Source organism: Mycobacterium florentinum (genome assembly GCF_010730355.1).
Taxonomy (GTDB): domain Bacteria; phylum Actinomycetota; class Actinomycetes; order Mycobacteriales; family Mycobacteriaceae; genus Mycobacterium; species Mycobacterium florentinum.
This window is the reverse complement of record NZ_AP022576.1, coordinates 1,442,860-1,460,728: the sequence shown is the minus strand read 5'-3', so window position 1 is coordinate 1,460,728 and position 17,869 is coordinate 1,442,860. Positions and strand designations below refer to the sequence as shown.

The following is a 17,869-nucleotide window of genomic DNA, read 5'->3' as shown; positions in this document are numbered from 1 at the left end:
GCGCGGGGCCGTCAGCTCAGGCGGGACAGTAAGTGTCGGTTCCGGGCAGCTTGCCGGTGTTGAGATAGCCGACCAGCGGTGGGATCGCGCACGGCGTGTAAATGCTCGCCCCGTGGCCGATGCCCTGCCACATCACCCGTCGGCTGGCCGCGCCGGCGTTGATGATCGTGGCCGCCGTCTGGGCAACGCCCTCGGAGCCGACGATCGGGTCGTTCTGTACGCCCAGCAAGACGACGTCGACCTTGAGGTCCTTGGGCGGTGCCGGCGGCGAGATCGTGGGCCAGTGCACGCATTTGACCAAGTTGAGCGCGGCGACGGTGCCGAACTGTGGGTAGAGCTTGGCCCAGGCGACCACGAGTTCGCGGACGCGGTCCGGGGTCGGACGGTTGATCGCGTCGCTGCAGGAGTTGACGAACTGGCCGTCGGAATCCTGAGTAGCATCGGCGTGGTTGATCAGGCTGGTCAGCTGGTTGGGGTCGCCGGAGCGGGCCGCGGCCAGCGCGTTGGCCAGACTCGTCGTGGCGTTGACGCGGCCGCCGGACGGGAAGCCCAGTGCGACGGTGATGGCGTTGACGACCTCCGCCAGCGAGGCGCCGCCGGGCCCTTTGCCGGCGCGGGCGTCGGCCAGCAGCGCGCTGACGGCACCCTTCGGATCGGGACCCAGCGCGCAGTTCACCGCGACGCATTGCGCGGCGAACGCGTCGAGTGCGGTCTGCTGGCCCTTGACCTGTTGCTCGGCGGCCGCCTCGGCGTTGACCCCCAACGCAATCGGGGAGTCGAGCATCAGCCGGGCGACCTTGTCGGGCCGCGATGACGCATAGGCCAGCGCGACCTGCGCGCCGTTGCCGACCCCGAGCAACGCGACCGAGGGCACGTCCCACAGGCTGCGCAGCCGCTCGATGTCGGAGGCCGCATGCGAGTTGTCGTAGGCGCTGTCGCCCGGCGCGATGGCGTCGGTGCAGCTGGTCGTCGCGGTGTTGGAGATGTCGGACAGATTGGCGACCGGGTCGTCGCCGCTCTGGAATTGGGCCTGATCGCGCATCGACTGGCGGTCGGAGCGATCCCGGCAGTCGATCGGGCTGGACATGCCGATTCCGCGGCGGTCCACCGCGACGATCGGGTGGGCGGCCAGCAGATCGCTGCCCGAGCGGGACAGCCAGACCGGCAGCTGCGCCGACGACGGCAGGTCGGTGCCGGTGGTGAAGACGACCGGTCCCGCGTCCTTCGGGGTCTGATTCGACTGAGCGCGCACCACGCCGACGGTCACGGTTCCCGTCCCGCCGTTGACCGGGTCGAGGTCGGCGTCGTAGTTCGCGCAATCAAGCCGGACGCCGGTGGGGGCGTTGCGCACGCCGGCGTCGCTGAACACCTTCGACGTGCAGTCGTGCCACGACAGGTCGTTCTTGGGGGCGGCGATCGGTGGCGGACCGGCGGGCGGGGGCTTCGTCGTGGCCGCGCCCTGCGGCCGGGCGCCGGCATTGGTCGCGAAGCGCGGGTCGGCGGGCAGGCCCGGAACGCACGCGGTCAGCAACGCGGTGATCGCGACCAGGGTGGTCGCGGACCTGATGTGCCGACTCATGCCGACCACAGTAGCCATGCCACGCGGGTTCGCCCGGCTATGCCCGCACGTAGCGCGTGTACAGGTAGCCGGCGTCGTCGCTCAGGATGTGGGTGCAACCCATCCGGGTCAGCGCTTGGCCCGGGCCGGTCGCAATCCGCCGCGCCAGCCCGCCGACGACGTACGGCGCGATCGTCAGGCACAGTTCGTCGAGCATGTCCCGCTGCATCAACGCGCCGAGCAGCATCGGCCCGCCTTCGGTCAGCACCCGGCGCATTCCGCGGCCCCGCAGGATCGCCAGCATCGCGGCCTCGTCGACGCTGCCGGGATCGTTGCCGGAGCAGTCGATGACCTCGGCGAGGTCGCCGAGCAGGCGGCGGGTCTCGTCGGCCGCCGTCGTGCAGGTGAGCACCAGGGGTGGCACCTCGGTCCGGGTGAACACCCCCATCTCGCGGTCCAGGAGGCCGGATTTGGTGACGATGGCCAATTGCGGCACTTCGCTTTGCCCGCGGGCCTGCCGCCGTTGGCGCTCGGCGATTCCCGCGTGCGCGCCGGAATAGCCCTCCACCCGAACGGTGCCCGCACCGACGACGATCACGTCAGCGAGTTCGCGCAGCAGGAAGAAGATCAGACGGTCACCGGGCCCCGCCATCGGGCCGCTCTTGCCTCCGGCGGTGGCACCGCCGTCGATGCTGGTGATGAAGTTGGCCCGCACCCAGGTGTTGTCGCCGTCCGGATAGGCGTAGAGCTGGGGGAGTTCGCCGTCGTCGAGTTCGCGCCCGGACCCGAGCAGGGTCAACGGGGTGTCGGCGGCTCTGCCGGTGCCTGACTCGGGCATGAGGACGATTGCAACACGCCGCTAGAGTTTTCGCATGCACGGGTCGGTGTCTGCGGATGATTCCGGGCGCGTGCAGCATCTGGTGGATCGGCATCCGAGCGTTTCGCCGGAGCGGCTCATCGCCCAATTGCGGCCGCCGCCAACGTTCGCCGACGTGGGCTTCGGCACCTATCGCCCGGATCCCGCGGAACCGACGCAGGCCGCCGCGCTGGTGGCGTGCCAGGACTTCTGCCGTCAGGCCACCGAGCGGCGGGCGGGCCGGCGCAAGCTGTTGGGCAAGCGGGCGGTGCTGCCCGGCGTGGGCCTCTACCTGGATGGCGGATTCGGGGTCGGCAAGACGCATCTGCTGGCCTCGGCCTACTACCGGCTGCCCGGCCCGGGGCCCGGCGCGGCGCCGGACCCGGCCACGCATCCCAAGGCGTTCGCGACGTTCGGGGAACTGACCCAGCTGGCCGGGGTGTTCGGTTTCGCCGAATGCATCGACCTGCTGGCCAACTACACGGCGGTCTGCATCGACGAGTTCGAACTCGACGACCCGGGCAACACCACGCTGATCTCGCGGATGCTGTCGTCGTTGGTCGAGCGGGGAGTGTCGGTGGCCGCCACCTCCAACACGCTGCCCGAGCAGCTGGGGGAGGGCCGCTTCGCCGCTCAGGATTTTCTACGCGAGATCAACACGCTGGCAAGCATTTTCACCACCGTGCGAATCGAGGGGCCGGACTACCGGCACCGCGGTCTGCCGCCCGCGCCGCAGCCCCTGACGGACGACGAGGTCGTCGCCCGTGCCGCCGACGTGGCCGGGGCGACGCTGGACGACTTCGATTCCCTGTGTGCGCATTTGGCCACCATGCACCCATCCCGCTACCTGAGCCTGATCGAGGGCGTCACGGTGGTGTTCTTGACCGGTGTGCACGGCATCGACGATCAGAACGTCGCGCTGCGGCTGGTGTCGCTGACCGATCGCCTTTATGACGCCGGCATTCCGGTGGTGGCGTCCGGCGCGAAACTGGACACCGTGTTCAGCGAAGAGATGCTGGCCGGTGGCTACCGGAAGAAGTACCTGCGGGCCACCTCGCGGCTGCTGGCGCTGACCGCCGCGGCTACCCAACCTCGCGAATCATGACGTAGTCGTTTTCGAAGTGATCGCCGACTCGAAACGTCCTGTTGCCGTTGATCTTAAATCCGCTCTTGGCGTAAAAGCGTTGGGCGCGTTGGTTTGCCTTGCTGACGCCCAGCCACACGCAGCGCACGCTCCAGTCGTCCGCGACGGCCAACGCGCTTTCCATCAGCGCGGCCGATGCCCCGCTGCCGTGGTAGTCGGGCAGTAGATACAACTTGGACAGCTCTGCGGCCGGGCGGATTTCGACCGCCTGCTGCACGCCGGTGTCGTCGGAGACGCCGCGAACCAGCATGGCGTAACCGACGATCTTCTCGTCGCGCCGCGCGGTGAGGATGGCCCGTTCCGGATCATTGAGATAGTCGCCGAAGCGGGCGGGCGTCAGGTTCTTGGAGACGAACGACGCGATGTTCTCCGGAGTCGCCGTGGGCGGGCATGCCAACGGAAAGGTAAGGGCCGCAACGGTAGCCAGCTCTGTCACGTCGACGGAATCCGCCGCGACGCGCTGGATGTCGAGAGTCAGAGGTTCCACTGCGCGAGGTGGCGACCGGTCTTGCGGTCCAGCAGCACGACGTTGGAGACCGGATCGCGGTAGGCGTCCCAATAGACCCCGCCGCGCACGATCGCGCCGTTGGGCGCGTTGCCGAGCACATTGTCCAGCGCGTCGGGTGCGTCGGTGGCGCGCGGCTTGTAGGCGTCGGCGAACGGAGTCACTCCGTCGAAGCTGAACGCGGCCGCCATGACGTACGGGTTGGGCACCTGGATCGCGTGCACCGTCACGTCGGCGCGGTTGGGGGTGCTGCCGGGGAAGCTTTTGATCGGCACGCCGCTGCGGGTGTAGCCGAATCCGGGTGGCGGGTCGCAGGGGGTCACGCTGCTGACGGTGACGTCGGCGACGTAGGTGCCGGTGTCCACCCGCAGGGTGTCGCCGATGTGTCCGATCGGCGCGTCCTGGGCCCACACGCGCGGCGCGGCCACGCCGACGGTGCTCGCGGCGGCGATGAGCAGGGTCGACAGGACGATCAGCCAGCGGCGCATCCTCGAATAATTGCACACCGGGCCTCGTGAACGGGAGGGGTTGGACCGCCCCCGCGCACCCGTGCCAGCGGCCGTGACCAGCGCGTGGTGCGTGCCGGCGGCACTTTGATCGCCGGCACGCAAGAGTGGGATGCAAGTTTGCCGCTGGTCTGCGACGATCAGTGGGCTATGACACGCCTCCTGATGCTGGTAAGCGCCGTCGTCATGATCTGCACGGCCGCCCCGGCGTACGCCGATCCCATGGATGACCAATTCCTTGCCGCGCTGCAGGCATCCGGCGTCACCTTCCCGGACCCGGGCCGTGCGATCGCGGCGGGCAAGTGGGTGTGCCAGGCGGTCGGCCAGGGCACGCAGATGGTGGATGTCGTCAAGACCGTGGAAGACCGCAATCCCGGACTCCGCGAGGAGAACGCCGCCAAGTTCGCGGCCATCGCGGCCACCGCCTATTGCCCCGGTGCGCTGCCGCACACCACCGCCACCAACGGCCCCCAATAGCGGCCGCGCTATTCCTGTTCCGGGTCGGCCGCCGGTTTTGCCGCGCGTCCCCGCCCGGGTGCCCGGCCCAGTTCCAGCGGCCCCATTCCCGCCACGGTGCGTGGCGGAGTCGTCGGGCGTCGTCGCTTTCGCCAGTGGCCGGCGCGCGAGATGCGCCAGTCGGCCGCCCATCGCCATTCGTAGGTTTCCGCCGTGCCCAGGTTCGACGCGATCGCGGCCATCCGGAGGTCGGTGTTCTCGGCGGCGATCCAGGACGCGATGACCCAGACGTTGTCCAGCTCATCTTCGGAAATCTCGAAACCCCAAGACATTTCGTCGTCTCCGCAGCCCATCGACGGACGTAACTCGGGCTTGGGCGTCGACGCCTCGAACGGATTGCCATCCGCTTCGAGATCCAGTCCCACCTCGTAGCGCACGGTCGGTCCGATCATCCGCAGGCTCACCTGCAGGCGGGCCATATTCCTTCGGCGCGGGGCGAGGCGATCGACGACCAGGACGACGCCTTCGGCGCCCGACCTCCGGCGGCGTGCGCGCAGCCGGTTCCACGTAAAAATCAGCCCGACTACGGCGATGATGCCGACAAAGACATCGAGAACAATCAAGATGGCAGCCACGTCGTCCTAGCCAACACCATCTGAACTCCGCCCGCCCGGCCGACCAGGTGGGATGCATCGTCGCGGCATCTCTGGGATTGTGGAGTCATGAGGCGCCTCATGACGCTGATCAGCGTCGCCACCATGATTGCCCTGGCCGTGCCCGCCCACGCCGACCCCACCCCAAGCCCCAGCCCCGCGCCCGACCCGGCGGCCGACGCCGCGTTCCTCAAGGAACTCAAGGACGCGGGGCTCACCTTCCAGGACCCGGCCGCCGCGATATCGGCCGGCAAGACGGTGTGTGAGCTGGTCGACGCGGGACATTCGGACCAGGAAATCGTCAACAACCTTCAGCTGCGCAATCCCGGATTCGCCGATACCGGCGCGGCCAAGTTCACGGCCATCGCCGCCGGCTCGTACTGCCCCCACTACCTGACCGGCGAGGGTCGGGGACCCAAGCCCGACGGCGCTCCCGACCACTAAAGCGCCGGGGGCCATGCCCATCGATCCGGGCCCGCTGACATGGGGTGCCCTGGTTGCGACCTGGTATCTGGATCCCGCCTCGGCGGCGGTGATCGTGCTGGTCGCGGGCGCGTACATGTGGTGCTACCCGAAGGCCCGCGCCGGACGAGCGGTCGGGCGGGCGCAGGCCGGCTGCTTCGGTGTCGGCATTGCGCTCTGGGCCGTGGCCACCGTCGGCGCGGTCGGCAGCTACGCCTACTTCCTGTTCTGGGTGCGCGCGCTGCAGGTATTGCTGCTGCTGTATGTGGTGCCGTTCTTCCTCGCGCAGGGCCGGCCGATCACCGTCCTGAGTGACGCCCTCGGCCGTGAGCGCATCGACCGGTTGCTGGCGTCGCGCTGGGCCCGGGTGCTGGTGCACCCGCTGACCACTTCGCTGGCGATGCTGGCCACGCCGTGGCTGCTCTACCTGACGCCCTGGTACACGGCGGCCCTGGAAAACCAATGGGTCGGCGCGCCTACTCGAATAGTCTTGGTAGTCATAGGGTTTGGTTACTTCTACGCCCGGCTGCAATCCGATCCGGTGCCCCGCCGATACCCCCAGCTGATCTCGCTGCTGATCTCCGTCGGCGAGACCCTGGGCGACGGACTGCTGGGCCTGGTCATCTGGCAGGGCTCGTTGATCGCCGCGGCGTATTACGCGGGGTTGCACCGCTCCTGGGGTCCGGATCAGCGGCTCGACCAGACGATCGGCGCCGGCGTGCTGTGGATTCTCGGCGATGTGGTCGGATTGCCGTTCGTGCTGTTGCTGATGCGCGCGTTGTCACGAGACGAACGTTCGCACGCCGTCCAGGTGGATGCCGAGCTGGACCGCACGGATGCCGCCGAGAGTGAACAGGCTGCGCCCTCGGGACTGTGGTGGGAGAACGACCCGCAAATGCGCGAACGGTTCGGCCGGGGCTGAGCGCCCCGCAGGCCGTCGGCTAGTCGGGAATTATTAGGTGATTCATTTCCAGTTCACCCGGCATCCGCTATGTTGCGCGAGAAGCTAGCAAATCGGGACGACACTCAAGGGAGCCAATCGTGAAGAAGGTATCGGTGGCGGCAGCTGGTTTGGCGGCAACCACCCTGGTGGTCGGCGTCGCGGTCGCGGGGTGTGGCGGTGACAAGTCGTCCAGCCCCGCGTCGTCATCGAAATCGTCGACGTCGAGTTCGTCCGCGGCGTCCTCGTCCTCGGCCGCACCGACGTCGACCAGCGCAGCGCAGCCCACGGACTACAGCAACCTGCTGATCAAGGCCACCGACATCGTGGTGCCCAACGATAGCTTCAACCCGCCCAAGACCCGGCCGCTGACCGACCCGGCGCCGGGCATCGAGGGTGTGTTCACCAACCAGGCCGGCTCGCGCAGCGTCATCGACTCGCTGCTGGTGTACCCGGACCCGGCCGCGGCGGACAAGGATCGCGACTCGCTGACCAAGTCCTACACCGATCCGCAGAACGGCGCGATCAAGGGCGCCACGCCGGCCCCGGCCGACGTGGGCGTTGGCGGCACGATCATTTCGGGGCCCTCGGCCGACGGCAGCAAGGCGAAGACGTCGGTGATCTTCGGCGAGGGCAAGATCGTCGCCCTCATCGAGTTCGAGAGCGCACCGGGCGACCCGGTGCCGCCGGAGATCGCTCTGGATGTGGCGCGCAAGCAGGACGCCGCCATCAAGGCCGGACAGCCCGGCTGATCCGTTAAATATGCTGCGGCGCAGCATGTTTAACTCAGCAGCAGTGCTCGCCCCGCCAGGCGGTGCGGCCCTCCCGGACCGCCACGGCGGCGATCACCAACGCCACCACCGGATCTGCCCACGCCCAGCCGAACAGGTAGTTCAGCAGCAGCCCTACCAGCAGCACGCCGGACAGGTAGGTGCACAGCAGGGTCTGGTTGGAGTCGGCGACGGCGCTGGCCGAACCCAGCTCGCGCCCGGCGCGGCGCTGTGCGTACGACAGCAGCGGCATGACCACCAGCGACACTGCCGCCAGAATGATTCCGGCGGTGGAGGATCCGGCGGTTTCGCCCCCGGCCAGGGACCGAATGGATTCGACCGTCACGTAGGCCGCCAAGGCGAAGAACGACAGGGCGATGACCCGCAGCGCGGCGCGTTCGCGGGCCTCGGGGTCGCTCCCGGAGAACTGCCAGTACACCGCGGCGGCCGAGGACACCTCGATCACCGAATCCAGCCCGAACCCGATCAACGCGGCCGACGACGCCACCGCCCCGGCCGAGAGCGCGACAATGGCCTCGATGATGTTGTAGGTGATCGTCGCCGAAACGAGCAGTCGCACCCGTCGTTGCAGCACGGTACGGCGTTGGGGTTCAACGAGATTCGTGGTCTCTGCGCTGCAACACCCGTCGTTGCAGCAGTCGGACGCCGGTGCCGAGAGCGGCAGCATCGGGCTCGGGGCGTCCTTGTCGTTCATCGCGCTGTACCCGTCTTGCGCTTGCCGGATACGGGCTGGTCGAGGCACGGCTGATCGGTATCGACGGCGAGCACCACCTGGACCAGCTCGCTCAGCGCGCGGGCAAGGTGCGGGTCGGCCAATGCGTAACGGACCTGTCGTCCCTGGTAGGTGGCCACCACCAACCCGCAGCCGCGCAGGCACGACAGGTGATTGGAGACGTTCGACCGGGTCAGGCCGAGTTGCGACGCCAGCTCACCCGGATAACGCACGCCGTCGAGCAATGCCACCAGAATGCGGCACCGCGTCGGATCCGCCAGCGCCCGTCCCAATCGGGCCAGCGCCGATTCCCGCGCCTCACAAGTCAGCATGCGCAGAACAATACAGCCGTGGCTGACATGACGCTAGCGTCCCGCGCGGGCAGCCTCTTCCAGGAGATCGGCGGCACGGGCGATGCTTTCGGCGGGCGTGGCCATCAGCGCGGCAATCGCCCGGGCCCGGGTGGCGTATTCCGGGGCCAGGATGCAGCGCAGATCCGCGACCAACGAATCCAGCGTTGTCGTCCGAAACTCTTGACCTACACCGACTTTCAGCCGTTGCACGGTCGCCGCCCAGACCTGCTGATCGTCGACCCCGAGCGAGAGGATCAACGCCGGGATTCCGGCCCGCAGGCCCGCGGCCGTGGTGCCGGCGCCGCCGTGGTGCACGACCGCGCGGCACGCCGGAAAGACGCTCGCGTGGTTCACCTCGCCGACCACTTTGACGTGGTCGAAAAGCGGAACGGCGGTGAAGTCGTTGGGGCCACTGCAGATCAGCGCCCGTTCGCCCAGCTGTGCGCAGGCCTGCGCGATCACGGCGACGGTGTCCGCGGATGTGACCCGCACGCCGCTGCCGAAGCCGAAGTAGATCGGCGGCGTCCCGGCTTCGATCCACGACCCGGCCTCGGCGTCGGCATTCGCGGGCAACTCCAGCGTCAGCGCGCCGACGAAGGGCCGGCGCAGACCCTGTTCGGCCCATTGCGCGGCCAGCCCGGGAAAGCAGAGTGTGTCGTAGGCCTGGATCTCCAGCGCCGCGGATCCGTCGACCTCCGCCAGGCCCAGTTCGCCGCGCTGGGCTGCTTCGGCCTCGGCGGCAAGGCGCGCCAGCATGTCGTTCGGGCCGGCGGCGCCGTCCGGGAAGAAGTGCAGCGCCGCGCGCGCGATGCCGTGGTGCTGTGCGACATTGGCGGCCAGTCCCTGCTCGCTCTTGCCCGTCAACACCAGGTCGGCACCGTCGGCGAGCGCCAGCAGCGACGCGGCCCACTGCGCCCACGCCGCTCGGATCTGATCGGTGAACGCCGACATCATCAGGATCGGGTTCTGCAGCGTCGTGTGCGAGAAATCCTTGTGCTGCGGCGGATCCGGCCCGAAGGCCGCGGCGGCAAGCCCCGCCGATTCCACGAAGCCGATCATGTTGGGCGTGACCGCCATCGCCACGCCGTGGCCTCGACGCAGCAGCTCCCTGCCGACTGCCGCGAAGGGTTCGATGTCGCCGCGGCTGCCGTAGCCGGCGAGCGCAAACTTCAAGGAGAACCTCACTCGCAAAGATGCCCACACGTCGACCGTTCGACCTTGCCGGTCGCGCCGGTCGGGCGCAAGCCGGCCCGCACCCGACGCGGTCTTAGTATTCTCACACTTTTGTCGAGCGAACGAGCGTTTGTGCCCGCTGGTGAAGGCGGTCCGGGGGCCGATGCAGTAACTTCGGTGCGATCATGGGAGCTCTTTTACTGGCGCTTGCCGGACTGGCGTTCCTCGACTCGCTGAATGTCCTGAACGTGGGCGTCGTGTCAGCCGTCGTCTATGCCAGCCGACTCGATCGCCGATCGCCGGTCCCGGGCGGCTTGAGCTTCATCGCGGGGTTGTTCGTGGTCACCACCACGTTCGGCGTCTGCACGGTACTGGGACTTGGCTTCTTGACGCATGCGGTCGATTTCAAAATCACTCCGGCGCTTCGGTTTTGGTGTCAGCTGCTGTTGGGTGTGGTGCTGATGTGCCTGGCCTACTTTCCGTTGACCGCGCAAACGTCGGCTCCGGGCTGGGCGTTGGCGGCCATGCGGCAACGCCCCTGGCTGCTCGGAATTCTGGGCGCGGCGGTCGGCTTCGGGCAGGCGCCGACCTCGATTCCGTACATCACCGGATTGGCCACGCTCGCCGCTGTGCATCCGCGGCCCGCCGGCTGGCCGCTGCTGATTTACGCCTACTGGACGCTGGCGCTCACGCCGTCGCTGTTGATCCTGTTTCTGGCCACCCGAAAGACCACCCGGGCCGTCCGCATCCAGCGTGGCATCGTGCGCGGCCTCACCCGCTACGGCCCGATCTCGGTTCGAATACTATTTCTGGTCGTCGGTGTCGGACTCGTGGCGGATGCTCTGCTGTTCCGCAGCGTCCTGTGGTGAAGCTAGCCTGAGCGGTGAGAACTCTGGTGCACGGTGCTGGGATATAAGGCACGTAGGTGACGGACGCGCCGCGCTGTCCGATCCGGGTGCTGACGGTCGGGAACGCCCCGGCCGGACCCAACAGCCGCGGCGGCATGGCGACGATGATGCGACTGCTGATCGAGGACGCCGATTCGCGATTTCGGGTGCGCGTGGTGCCCACCTACATCGACGACTCGCTGGCTGCTCAGCTGTGGACCGGAATCTCGGGCATGCTCAAGGCGTCGGTGCTGCTGTTGTTCGGCTCCGTCGACGTGCTACACGTGCACTATTCGTTGCGCGGCAGCGTCATCCGCAAATCCGTGCCCTTGTTCGTCGCACGCCATCGCGGCATCCCGACGATCGTCCATTGCCACAGCTCCCACTTCTTCGCGTGGCTCGACGAGCTGTCCTGGCTGCAGCGCAGCGCCGTACGAGCCGCGCTGCGCGCCGATTATTCGGTGGTGCTCGGTCGCGCCCATTTCGAGGGATTCCGTTCCAGCCTCGGGTTCAGCGAAGCCAACATCCGAGTCCTCTACAACCCGGTGGTCATGCCGGCCACCGTCCCGTCGCCCCACACCGAAGAGCCGTTGCGGGTGGTGTCGCTGGGCAGGTTGGGCACCAACAAGGGCAGTTACGACCTGGTCCGGGCGATCAACATGTTGCCCAGCAAGATTCGCAGCAGGGTGCGGGTCACGCTGGCCGGCGACGGGGAAGTGGACAAGGTGCGTGAGTTCGTCCGCGCCAATGCACTCGAGGACACGATCGACGTCGTGGGCTGGGTCGGGCCCGACGATAGGGACCGGCTGTTGGCGGAGTCGGCGATCTTCTTGTTGCCCAGCTACAGCGAGGGCCTTCCGATGGCCGTGCTGGAGGCGATGGCCAACTGTGTCGTCCCGGTGACCACCGCGGTGGGGGCGATACCGGAGGTGGTCACCGACGGGGTCAACGGTCTGATCATCCGACCCGGCGACGCTGCCCAGCTGGCCGAGGCGCTGCAGTCGCTCGTCGCCGATACCGAACTGCGCAACCGGCTCGCCGTGGCCGCCTACGCGCGGGCGCGCGAATTCGACCTCGACCGCTGGCGAGAAGGGATGCACGACGTGTGGCTTGCCGCCGCGGCGCGGCGACGTTCGCGTCGCGCTAGCGCCGGGGCAGTCCACCCGACACCATGAGCCGGAAGTAGTCGAAGGACGAGTTGCTGCCCACGGCCAGCCGCGGCAACGCCATCGGGTCACAACCACTGTCGGCGAATCCCGGCGAGGTGGACAGCGCCCACCGCACGCCGCGGCCACGCAGCACATCCTGTGCCCGGCTGTCGAAATCCTGCGGCCGGCCATTGGGATACGCGAAAACCGTTGGAGTTCGGCCGGTCTCATGTTCGAGCGCCGCGCAGGAATCGGCGATCTCCCGCTCGAGCTTGTCGTCGCTGCAGCGCGCCAGGATCGGGTGGGTCACCGAATGCGGATACAGCGTCACCAGACCGTCGCCGGCCATCTCGTGCGCTTCGTCCCAGGACAGCATTCGGAACGGCCCTCCGTCGCCGTCGCGGTGGCCCAGCGCGCCGAAAACCCCGTCCAGCACCGCTATTCGTTGCGCGTCGGGCAAGTCCTTGAGCCGCTGGACCGCGGCCGCGTAGACGTTGCCGCGGTGCCCGGTTCCGTCGAGCGAACGAGTGCCCAGTCCCAGCGCGCTCAGATCGGCCTCGGTCGCGGCGGTGTGTGCGATGGCGAGCCAAAGCCGGTCGGGCCAAAGGGTTTCGTCGCTGCCCATCGGGCCGGTCGCCAGGAACACCGCCGCGGGCAGTCCGAACTCGCGCAACACCGGGACCGCGTGCGTGGCCAGGTTGCGGGTGCCGTCGTCGAAGGTGATAGCCATCGCGCGGGGCGGCAGCGTCCCCGCGGCGAGCCCTGCCAAGGCCTCCTCGAGCGGAAGCACGGTGAAGTGCTCGCGGATGTATTCGAGTTGACGGCGATACATTGCCGAGTCCAGGACATGCCAGCACGCCGGCGACAGCGGTTCGTCTTCCACGCCGTGGAACATCACGATCGCGAGCGTGTCGCGGTGTCGCCGTCGGGCCAGCGTGGGGACGCCGGCCGCGCAGAGCAGGCCGGCCGCGACGTTCTTGACGGTCTCCCGGGTCGCGGGTCGGGCGAGGTCGGTCAGTCGTGCCATTAACTGGGGAACTCTAGCGAGGGTCGCGGATCCGGCGCCGTAACTCGCGTCGCGAATTTTTGCTGCGGCCGGCTGCGACGGCAGCCGTTTGCTTTTCGTTCACGTAAAAGTTCGGGGGTGATCCTATGCTCAGGGCCATGAAAACAGCACTAGCGGCGTCTTCCATCGCCCTGTCCGCACTGCTGTGTTCAGTGCCAGCAGTCGCGAACGCTGACCCGGAAAACACGCCGGACTACATCTCGTATCTCGACAAGAACAACATCAAGTACAACAACCACGAGACGATCGTCCATGTGGGGACCAACCTGTGCAACGAGCTGCGCAACAACATCCTGCCGCCGGATCAGGCCCTGCAGCGCATTCAGAACATGGGATACAGCCAGCAGCAGACCAAGGTGATCGCCTTCGCCGCGGTCGAGGCGTTCTGCCCGGACATGGACATCGACGCCCAAAAAGCGCCCAAGTCCTAGACCGGCCACACTCGGTCCCAGACCGTTCTCGGCAGTTCGGATCGCCACCCGCGCTTTGGGTGACTCGTGATGTTATTTCCGTCAAAGTTTGCTGAATGCACCGGCGCTCGGGCGATCACGCGCCCCCGCCACCGCCGTCGATAGCCACCCGAAGACCGCCAAGTCTTGACCTCCACTGAGGTGCCCGCGTGGGTATGGTGAGCCGGTGGAGGGAGAGGAGTTTGGCCGCTATCGGCTCGTAGAGCTGTTGGGCCGAGGCGATCTCGGGCAGGTGTGGCGCGCGTATGACACCGCGACCGCCAACCGCACCGCCGCGATCAAGGTGCTCCCACCCGAGTTGGCGGCCGACCCCGCGATCGCGGAGCAGTTTCACCGGGAAGCGGCCGCGGCGGCCCGGCTGAACAACCCGCACATCATTCCCATCCACGATTTCGGCGAAATCGACCAGCAGCTGTACATCGCCATGGAGCTGATCGAAGGCCGCAACCTGAAACAGGTGTTGGCCGAGGGCCCGGTCGAGCCGGCCCGCGCGGTGTACATCATCGAGCAGGTGGCGGCGGCGCTGCACGCCGCGCACGAGGTCGGCCTGGTGCACGGCGACGTCAAACCCTCCAACATCCTGCTCGATCGCGACGACTTCGCGTACCTGGTCGATCTCGGGATCGCTCGGTTGGCGCCTTGGTACGAAACGCGATTGACGAACTCCGACAACGAGATTGCCAGCTGGCACTACATGGCGCCCGAACGATCCGGGGCTCGCGAGGCCGACGCCCGCGCCGACGTCTACTCGCTGGCCTGCGTGCTCTATGAATGCCTGACCGGACAGCCGCCGTTCGCCGGGGACACCTGGCTGTTCGCCGCCCACCTCAGCAGCCCGCCACCCCGACCGTCTGTCACGCAGCCCGGCGTGCCCCCGCACCTCGACGACGTCATCGCCACTGGCATGGCCAAAGACCCCGCCAACCGGTATGCCACCGCCGTCGGGTTGGCCGGCGCCGCCCGCGATGCCATCACCGCGCCGGCCGCCCGAGCGCGTCGGGGCGCGCTCCCGCTGACGCCACCACCGCGACCCGAAAAGGCTCCCATCATGGTCAAACACGCTGCGTCCGATGATCAGGAACAGCCCATGTCACCCGAGCCGGGGCCTCGCCCGGCCGCGGACGGGTATTCCGCGACCCCACCGCCGGTCACCTCGTATCTCGCGGTCGAACCGCCCCCCGACGGGTCGTCCGATCCGTTCAAGCAGCCGTGGGCCGACGAGGACGACACCCCGGCCCGGGCCCCGTGGTGGCGCCGGCCGGGCATCATGATTCCCGCTGCGCTGTTGACGTCGACCGTTGTGGTGGTCGCCTTCGTCGTCGTCGTCGGCAAGCTCGAGACTGATCAGGCCAAGCAGTCCACGCAGCATCACGACCCCTTATTCGGTCCGCAGATCACGTTGCCGTTCAACGGGCTTGGCCACCCCGCCGATGTGGAGGTGGACGCCGCCGGCAACGTCTACGTCGCCGACGACATCAACAATCGGGTGTTGAAGCTGGCGGCGGGCTCGAACACCGCGGTCGAGCTTCCCTTCCCGGGTCTCAATTCGCCCGAGGGCGTGGCGGCGGACGGCGCCGGCAACCTGTTTGTCACCGACACGAACAACAATCGGGTGCTCAAGCTGGCGGCCGGCTCGAGCACGCCGATCGTGCTTCCGTTCACCGGGCTGCACCGGCCCCAGGGGGTGGCGACCGACGATGCGGGCGCGCTCTATATCGCCGATACCGACGTCAATCGGGTGCTGGAGCTGGCCCCCGGTTCGAACACCCCGACCGAACTGCCGTTCACCGGCCTCAACGGGCCCGAGGGGGTGGGACTGGACAACGGTCGCAACGTCTACATCGCCGACTCGGGCAACAGCCGGGTGGTGAAGCTGGCCGCGGACTCCGGGCGCCAGACCGTGGTGCCGTTCAGCGGCCTGTTCACCCCCGGGGACCCCAGCGGTGTGGCGGTCGACAGTGGGGGCGACATCTTCGTCACCGACTACACCAACAATCGGGTGCTGAAGATGGAGGCCGGTACCCAGAAGCAGAGCGTGCTGCCGTTCGTCGGGCTCAACCACCCCAGCGGTATCGCGGTGGACAGGGCCATCAACATCTACGTCACCGACTACACCGGCGACCGGGTCGTGAAGCTGCCCGCGAAGTGATGCGCCGGGCGAGCGAAGAGTTGGCCAACTGATCACATGGCGGATACCCGGTCATGGGACGGTAGCCGCGTGACTGCCGAATCGCAGGTCAGCCGGACACCAGCGGTCGACCGCTTCCACAAGATCTGCGAGGCCGTCGTCAGTCGGCTGCCGTTCGGGCTCGGTTCGGTCATCGCCCCGACGTTTCTCGGCTTCTGCGTGATCAACGGGTTCACCTTCAGCGTCGATCTGGCGCTGCTCACCACGCTGCGCGACGGGCTCGATCTTCCGGTGCCGATCGCCGTCTCGGTCGCCTACGCGTGCGCCTTCGCGCTCAGCTACGTGCTCAACCGCACTTTCAACTTTCAGTCGCACGGCGCGGTTGGGTCCCAGGTCGCGGTCTACGTCGTGGTGGTCGTCATCAACTACCTGGCTTTCATCCTCGGGGTGACCACGCTGTTGTCGGCCATCGGGGTGCAGTACCAGCTGTCGCGAATCGTGGCCGGCCTCTGCGAAGCGGTGTACATGTACAGCGCGATGAGATGGGTGGTCTTCCGCCGCTGACTCGCGGCACGTCCTTGCCTAGTCTGAAAGGCGACTCAGTACAGAGGAGGCACCCGTGAGCGAGCACGAAGTGAAGATGATCATCTTGTCGACCGACGACCTGGACGAGTCGATCCGGTTCTACAGCGAGACCCTGGGCATGGCAGTGAAATTCCGCGACGGCGCCCACTTCGCGGCTCTCGACGGCGGCCCGGTCACTCTCGCCCTGGCGACCGACGTGGACCATCCCATACCCGGACAGGTCGTCGTCGGCGTCAAGACCGCCGATGTGGACGCCGCGGCCAAGGCCGTTGAGGCCAGCGGTGGCGGCATCGTGAAGGGTCCCTACGACGACGCGCACGAACGTCGGGCCGTGGTCTACGACAACAAGGGCAACGGCTTGGTCTTCTACAAGCCGCTGGCTCGCTGAAACAAGCGCGGCCACAACGGCATCACGCATCGCCGCCGACGGCCCGTGACCTGCGCGGTTGTGGACGTCCGCGGTTTGGGGTTTCGGATCTCGGCAAGAAGTTGCGAAAACGGCACGCGAATCAAGACCGAAAGCTAGCATCGTTTAATGGCCGACGAGGCGGCCACCGGGAGGATCCTCGGTGGCCGCTTCACTAAATTTTTCGGCCGACATCCTTTGACTCCGCGCGGCGCACGTCGCTGCGCTGTTACCGAGTCTGCCTGTGTCCCAAGGTCATTGCGGTGGCCCTTGGCGGGTTCCCGGCGTTCCTGCGGCGCCAGCGTGTGGCGCCCCGACTGACGCGTTTATGCCGTCGCTGCGCCACGCTTGCCGCCGGCACACAGCGGCGACCCTGTAGCCCGCGTATCGAGGGCACGGGCGCCGCACCACGGCGCACAGCAATACCACACACCTCGGCGCGGCGTCCGGTCGAAATCGCCAGATCATTGAAAATTCCGATGTTGCCGATGCCGCCACAGCAACCGATCTTGATTTCCAATCAATCGATCTTGATTACCTCGAATTTGAACTTGACGGCGCCGACAATTTAGAGCATTTTTATGGATTAGATTCTCTGAGTTGGTGGTACACACGTCGCAATTAATTCAGGGTTGAGCGGGAGGTCGGAAATGGAAACTGTCGCAGCCTTGTTTTTCGCTTCGGTGGGGGCGTTCCTGCTCACGATCGGCATCGGAAGCTCCGATTGCAGCGCCGAATGCGTCGGCGGCGGCGCCGGGATGCAGTGCACCTCCTGCGACTCTCCTCACGACGGCGAAAGCCGGATGTCTCCCTTCTTCGGATAGAAACTGCTGGCCAAAGCACGTTTCGTGCGTGCTATCCCACTATCGGCGCGGGTCGGCGCCGGCCGCGACAGCGGCGCCCGCACCGCTCTCGTCGACCAGCTCTCCCTCGCTGGACCCTAGCCGGCACCGGCTCACGCTCAAATGATGGCGTGTGACTGGTGTGACGTTTGAGGCGACCAATAAATACTTGATAAATCCCGAAGTCTGTTATTTCCGCGTTATCCGTACCGAGGAATTCCCATTCCT

At 67.4% G+C, this 17,869-nt stretch carries 21 protein-coding genes; 12 read left to right on the top strand and 9 right to left on the bottom strand.

Annotated features, from left to right (window positions below):
• Nucleotides 1-16: 16 nt before the first annotated feature.
• Both G6N55_RS06835 and G6N55_RS06830 read right to left on the bottom strand, forming a co-directional pair.
• Nucleotides 17-1,597, bottom strand: coding sequence for an alpha/beta hydrolase (locus tag G6N55_RS06835; protein WP_085226766.1), 1,581 nt, complete (start codon nucleotides 1,595-1,597; stop codon nucleotides 17-19).
• Between the two features lie 19 nt (nucleotides 1,598-1,616).
• Nucleotides 1,617-2,396, bottom strand: a complete 780-nt coding sequence (locus G6N55_RS06830; RefSeq protein ID WP_085226768.1) for a pyrimidine reductase family protein — start codon at nucleotides 2,394-2,396, stop codon at nucleotides 1,617-1,619.
• Nucleotides 2,397-2,430: 34 nt separating this feature from the next.
• Between G6N55_RS06830 and zapE the strand changes: the two genes are divergently transcribed.
• Entirely contained in the window at nucleotides 2,431-3,519 is a 1,089-nt protein-coding gene (gene zapE / locus G6N55_RS06825) for a cell division protein ZapE (protein WP_085226770.1), read from the top strand.
• Here the strand turns inward: zapE and G6N55_RS06820 are convergent.
• Both G6N55_RS06820 and G6N55_RS06815 read right to left on the bottom strand, forming a co-directional pair.
• Nucleotides 3,497-4,045 carry a GNAT family N-acetyltransferase gene (locus tag G6N55_RS06820; RefSeq protein WP_085226772.1) on the bottom strand — a complete coding sequence of 183 codons (549 nt, stop codon included), beginning with the start codon at nucleotides 4,043-4,045 and terminating at the stop codon, nucleotides 3,497-3,499. The two genes, zapE and G6N55_RS06820, sit on opposite strands and share 23 nt — an antisense overlap.
• On the bottom strand, nucleotides 4,033-4,551 hold the full coding sequence (locus G6N55_RS06815; RefSeq protein ID WP_085226774.1) for a hypothetical protein: 519 nt from the start codon (nucleotides 4,549-4,551) through the stop codon (nucleotides 4,033-4,035). The genes G6N55_RS06820 and G6N55_RS06815 overlap by 13 nt, the downstream gene beginning before the upstream one ends.
• A gap of 168 nt (nucleotides 4,552-4,719) precedes the next feature.
• On the opposite strand from G6N55_RS06815, the gene G6N55_RS06810 reads away from it, so the two are divergent.
• Complete coding sequence (locus G6N55_RS06810; RefSeq protein WP_085227139.1) at nucleotides 4,720-5,046, top strand: DUF732 domain-containing protein; 327 nt, start codon at nucleotides 4,720-4,722, stop codon at nucleotides 5,044-5,046.
• 8 nt (nucleotides 5,047-5,054) lie between these two features.
• On the opposite strand, the gene G6N55_RS06805 is transcribed toward G6N55_RS06810, so the two are convergent.
• A complete protein-coding gene (locus tag G6N55_RS06805; protein ID WP_085226776.1) occupies nucleotides 5,055-5,660 on the bottom strand; it encodes a hypothetical protein in 606 nt (201 codons plus the stop codon).
• An 87-nt stretch (nucleotides 5,661-5,747) separates the two neighbouring features.
• On the opposite strand from G6N55_RS06805, the gene G6N55_RS06800 reads away from it, so the two are divergent.
• The 3 genes from G6N55_RS06800 to G6N55_RS06790 all read left to right on the top strand — a co-directional run bounded on the left by G6N55_RS06800 (nucleotide 5,748) and on the right by G6N55_RS06790 (nucleotide 7,832).
• On the top strand, nucleotides 5,748-6,122 hold the full coding sequence (locus tag G6N55_RS06800) for a DUF732 domain-containing protein (RefSeq protein ID WP_085226778.1): 375 nt from the start codon (nucleotides 5,748-5,750) through the stop codon (nucleotides 6,120-6,122).
• 13 nt (nucleotides 6,123-6,135) lie between these two features.
• Nucleotides 6,136-7,062, top strand: coding sequence for a cytochrome c oxidase assembly protein (locus G6N55_RS06795; RefSeq protein ID WP_085226780.1), 927 nt, complete (start codon nucleotides 6,136-6,138; stop codon nucleotides 7,060-7,062).
• A gap of 119 nt (nucleotides 7,063-7,181) precedes the next feature.
• A complete protein-coding gene (locus tag G6N55_RS06790; RefSeq protein ID WP_139827080.1) occupies nucleotides 7,182-7,832 on the top strand; it encodes a hypothetical protein in 651 nt (216 codons plus the stop codon).
• Between the two features lie 34 nt (nucleotides 7,833-7,866).
• On the opposite strand, the gene G6N55_RS06785 is transcribed toward G6N55_RS06790, so the two are convergent.
• From G6N55_RS06785 to G6N55_RS06775, 3 genes are read right to left on the bottom strand one after another with little or no spacing between them, the layout of a single operon-like run.
• The gene (locus G6N55_RS06785; RefSeq protein ID WP_232078936.1) at nucleotides 7,867-8,565 is read right to left on the bottom strand and encodes a cation transporter; all 699 of its coding nucleotides are present in this window, start codon (nucleotides 8,563-8,565) and stop codon (nucleotides 7,867-7,869) included.
• Nucleotides 8,562-8,915, bottom strand: coding sequence for a Cd(II)/Pb(II)-sensing metalloregulatory transcriptional regulator CmtR (gene cmtR / locus G6N55_RS06780; protein ID WP_085226783.1), 354 nt, complete (start codon nucleotides 8,913-8,915; stop codon nucleotides 8,562-8,564). Before cmtR ends, G6N55_RS06785 begins: the two co-directional genes overlap by 4 nt.
• Before the next feature lie 33 nt (nucleotides 8,916-8,948).
• A complete protein-coding gene (locus tag G6N55_RS06775; RefSeq protein WP_085226785.1) occupies nucleotides 8,949-10,109 on the bottom strand; it encodes a glycosyltransferase in 1,161 nt (386 codons plus the stop codon).
• A gap of 185 nt (nucleotides 10,110-10,294) precedes the next feature.
• Between G6N55_RS06775 and G6N55_RS06770 the strand changes: the two genes are divergently transcribed.
• Together G6N55_RS06770 and G6N55_RS06765 are read left to right on the top strand one after the other, a co-directional pair.
• Entirely contained in the window at nucleotides 10,295-10,978 is a 684-nt protein-coding gene (locus G6N55_RS06770; RefSeq protein ID WP_085226787.1) for a GAP family protein, read from the top strand.
• Between the two features lie 56 nt (nucleotides 10,979-11,034).
• Complete coding sequence (locus tag G6N55_RS06765) at nucleotides 11,035-12,171, top strand: glycosyltransferase family 4 protein (protein WP_085226789.1); 1,137 nt, start codon at nucleotides 11,035-11,037, stop codon at nucleotides 12,169-12,171.
• Here G6N55_RS06765 and G6N55_RS06760 read toward each other — a convergent pair.
• Nucleotides 12,140-13,171 (bottom strand): polysaccharide deacetylase family protein, encoded by a 1,032-nt coding sequence (locus tag G6N55_RS06760; RefSeq protein WP_085226791.1) that lies wholly within the window; start codon nucleotides 13,169-13,171, stop codon nucleotides 12,140-12,142. The two genes, G6N55_RS06765 and G6N55_RS06760, sit on opposite strands and share 32 nt — an antisense overlap.
• Before the next feature lie 137 nt (nucleotides 13,172-13,308).
• Here G6N55_RS06760 and G6N55_RS06755 point away from each other — a divergent pair, with 137 nt between their 5' ends.
• From G6N55_RS06755 to G6N55_RS06735, 5 genes are all read left to right on the top strand, one after another.
• Nucleotides 13,309-13,641, top strand: coding sequence for a DUF732 domain-containing protein (locus G6N55_RS06755; RefSeq protein ID WP_163667203.1), 333 nt, complete (start codon nucleotides 13,309-13,311; stop codon nucleotides 13,639-13,641).
• Nucleotides 13,642-13,846: 205 nt separating this feature from the next.
• Nucleotides 13,847-15,829, top strand: a complete 1,983-nt coding sequence (locus G6N55_RS06750) for a serine/threonine-protein kinase PknD (RefSeq protein WP_085226794.1) — start codon at nucleotides 13,847-13,849, stop codon at nucleotides 15,827-15,829.
• Between the two features lie 69 nt (nucleotides 15,830-15,898).
• A complete protein-coding gene (locus tag G6N55_RS06745) occupies nucleotides 15,899-16,372 on the top strand; it encodes a GtrA family protein (RefSeq protein ID WP_232078935.1) in 474 nt (157 codons plus the stop codon).
• 55 nt (nucleotides 16,373-16,427) lie between these two features.
• Nucleotides 16,428-16,781, top strand: a complete 354-nt coding sequence (locus G6N55_RS06740) for a VOC family protein (protein WP_085226798.1) — start codon at nucleotides 16,428-16,430, stop codon at nucleotides 16,779-16,781.
• A gap of 668 nt (nucleotides 16,782-17,449) precedes the next feature.
• Nucleotides 17,450-17,623 carry a hypothetical protein gene (locus tag G6N55_RS06735; protein ID WP_163667200.1) on the top strand — a complete coding sequence of 58 codons (174 nt, stop codon included), beginning with the start codon at nucleotides 17,450-17,452 and terminating at the stop codon, nucleotides 17,621-17,623.
• Nucleotides 17,624-17,869: the final 246 nt, after the last annotated feature.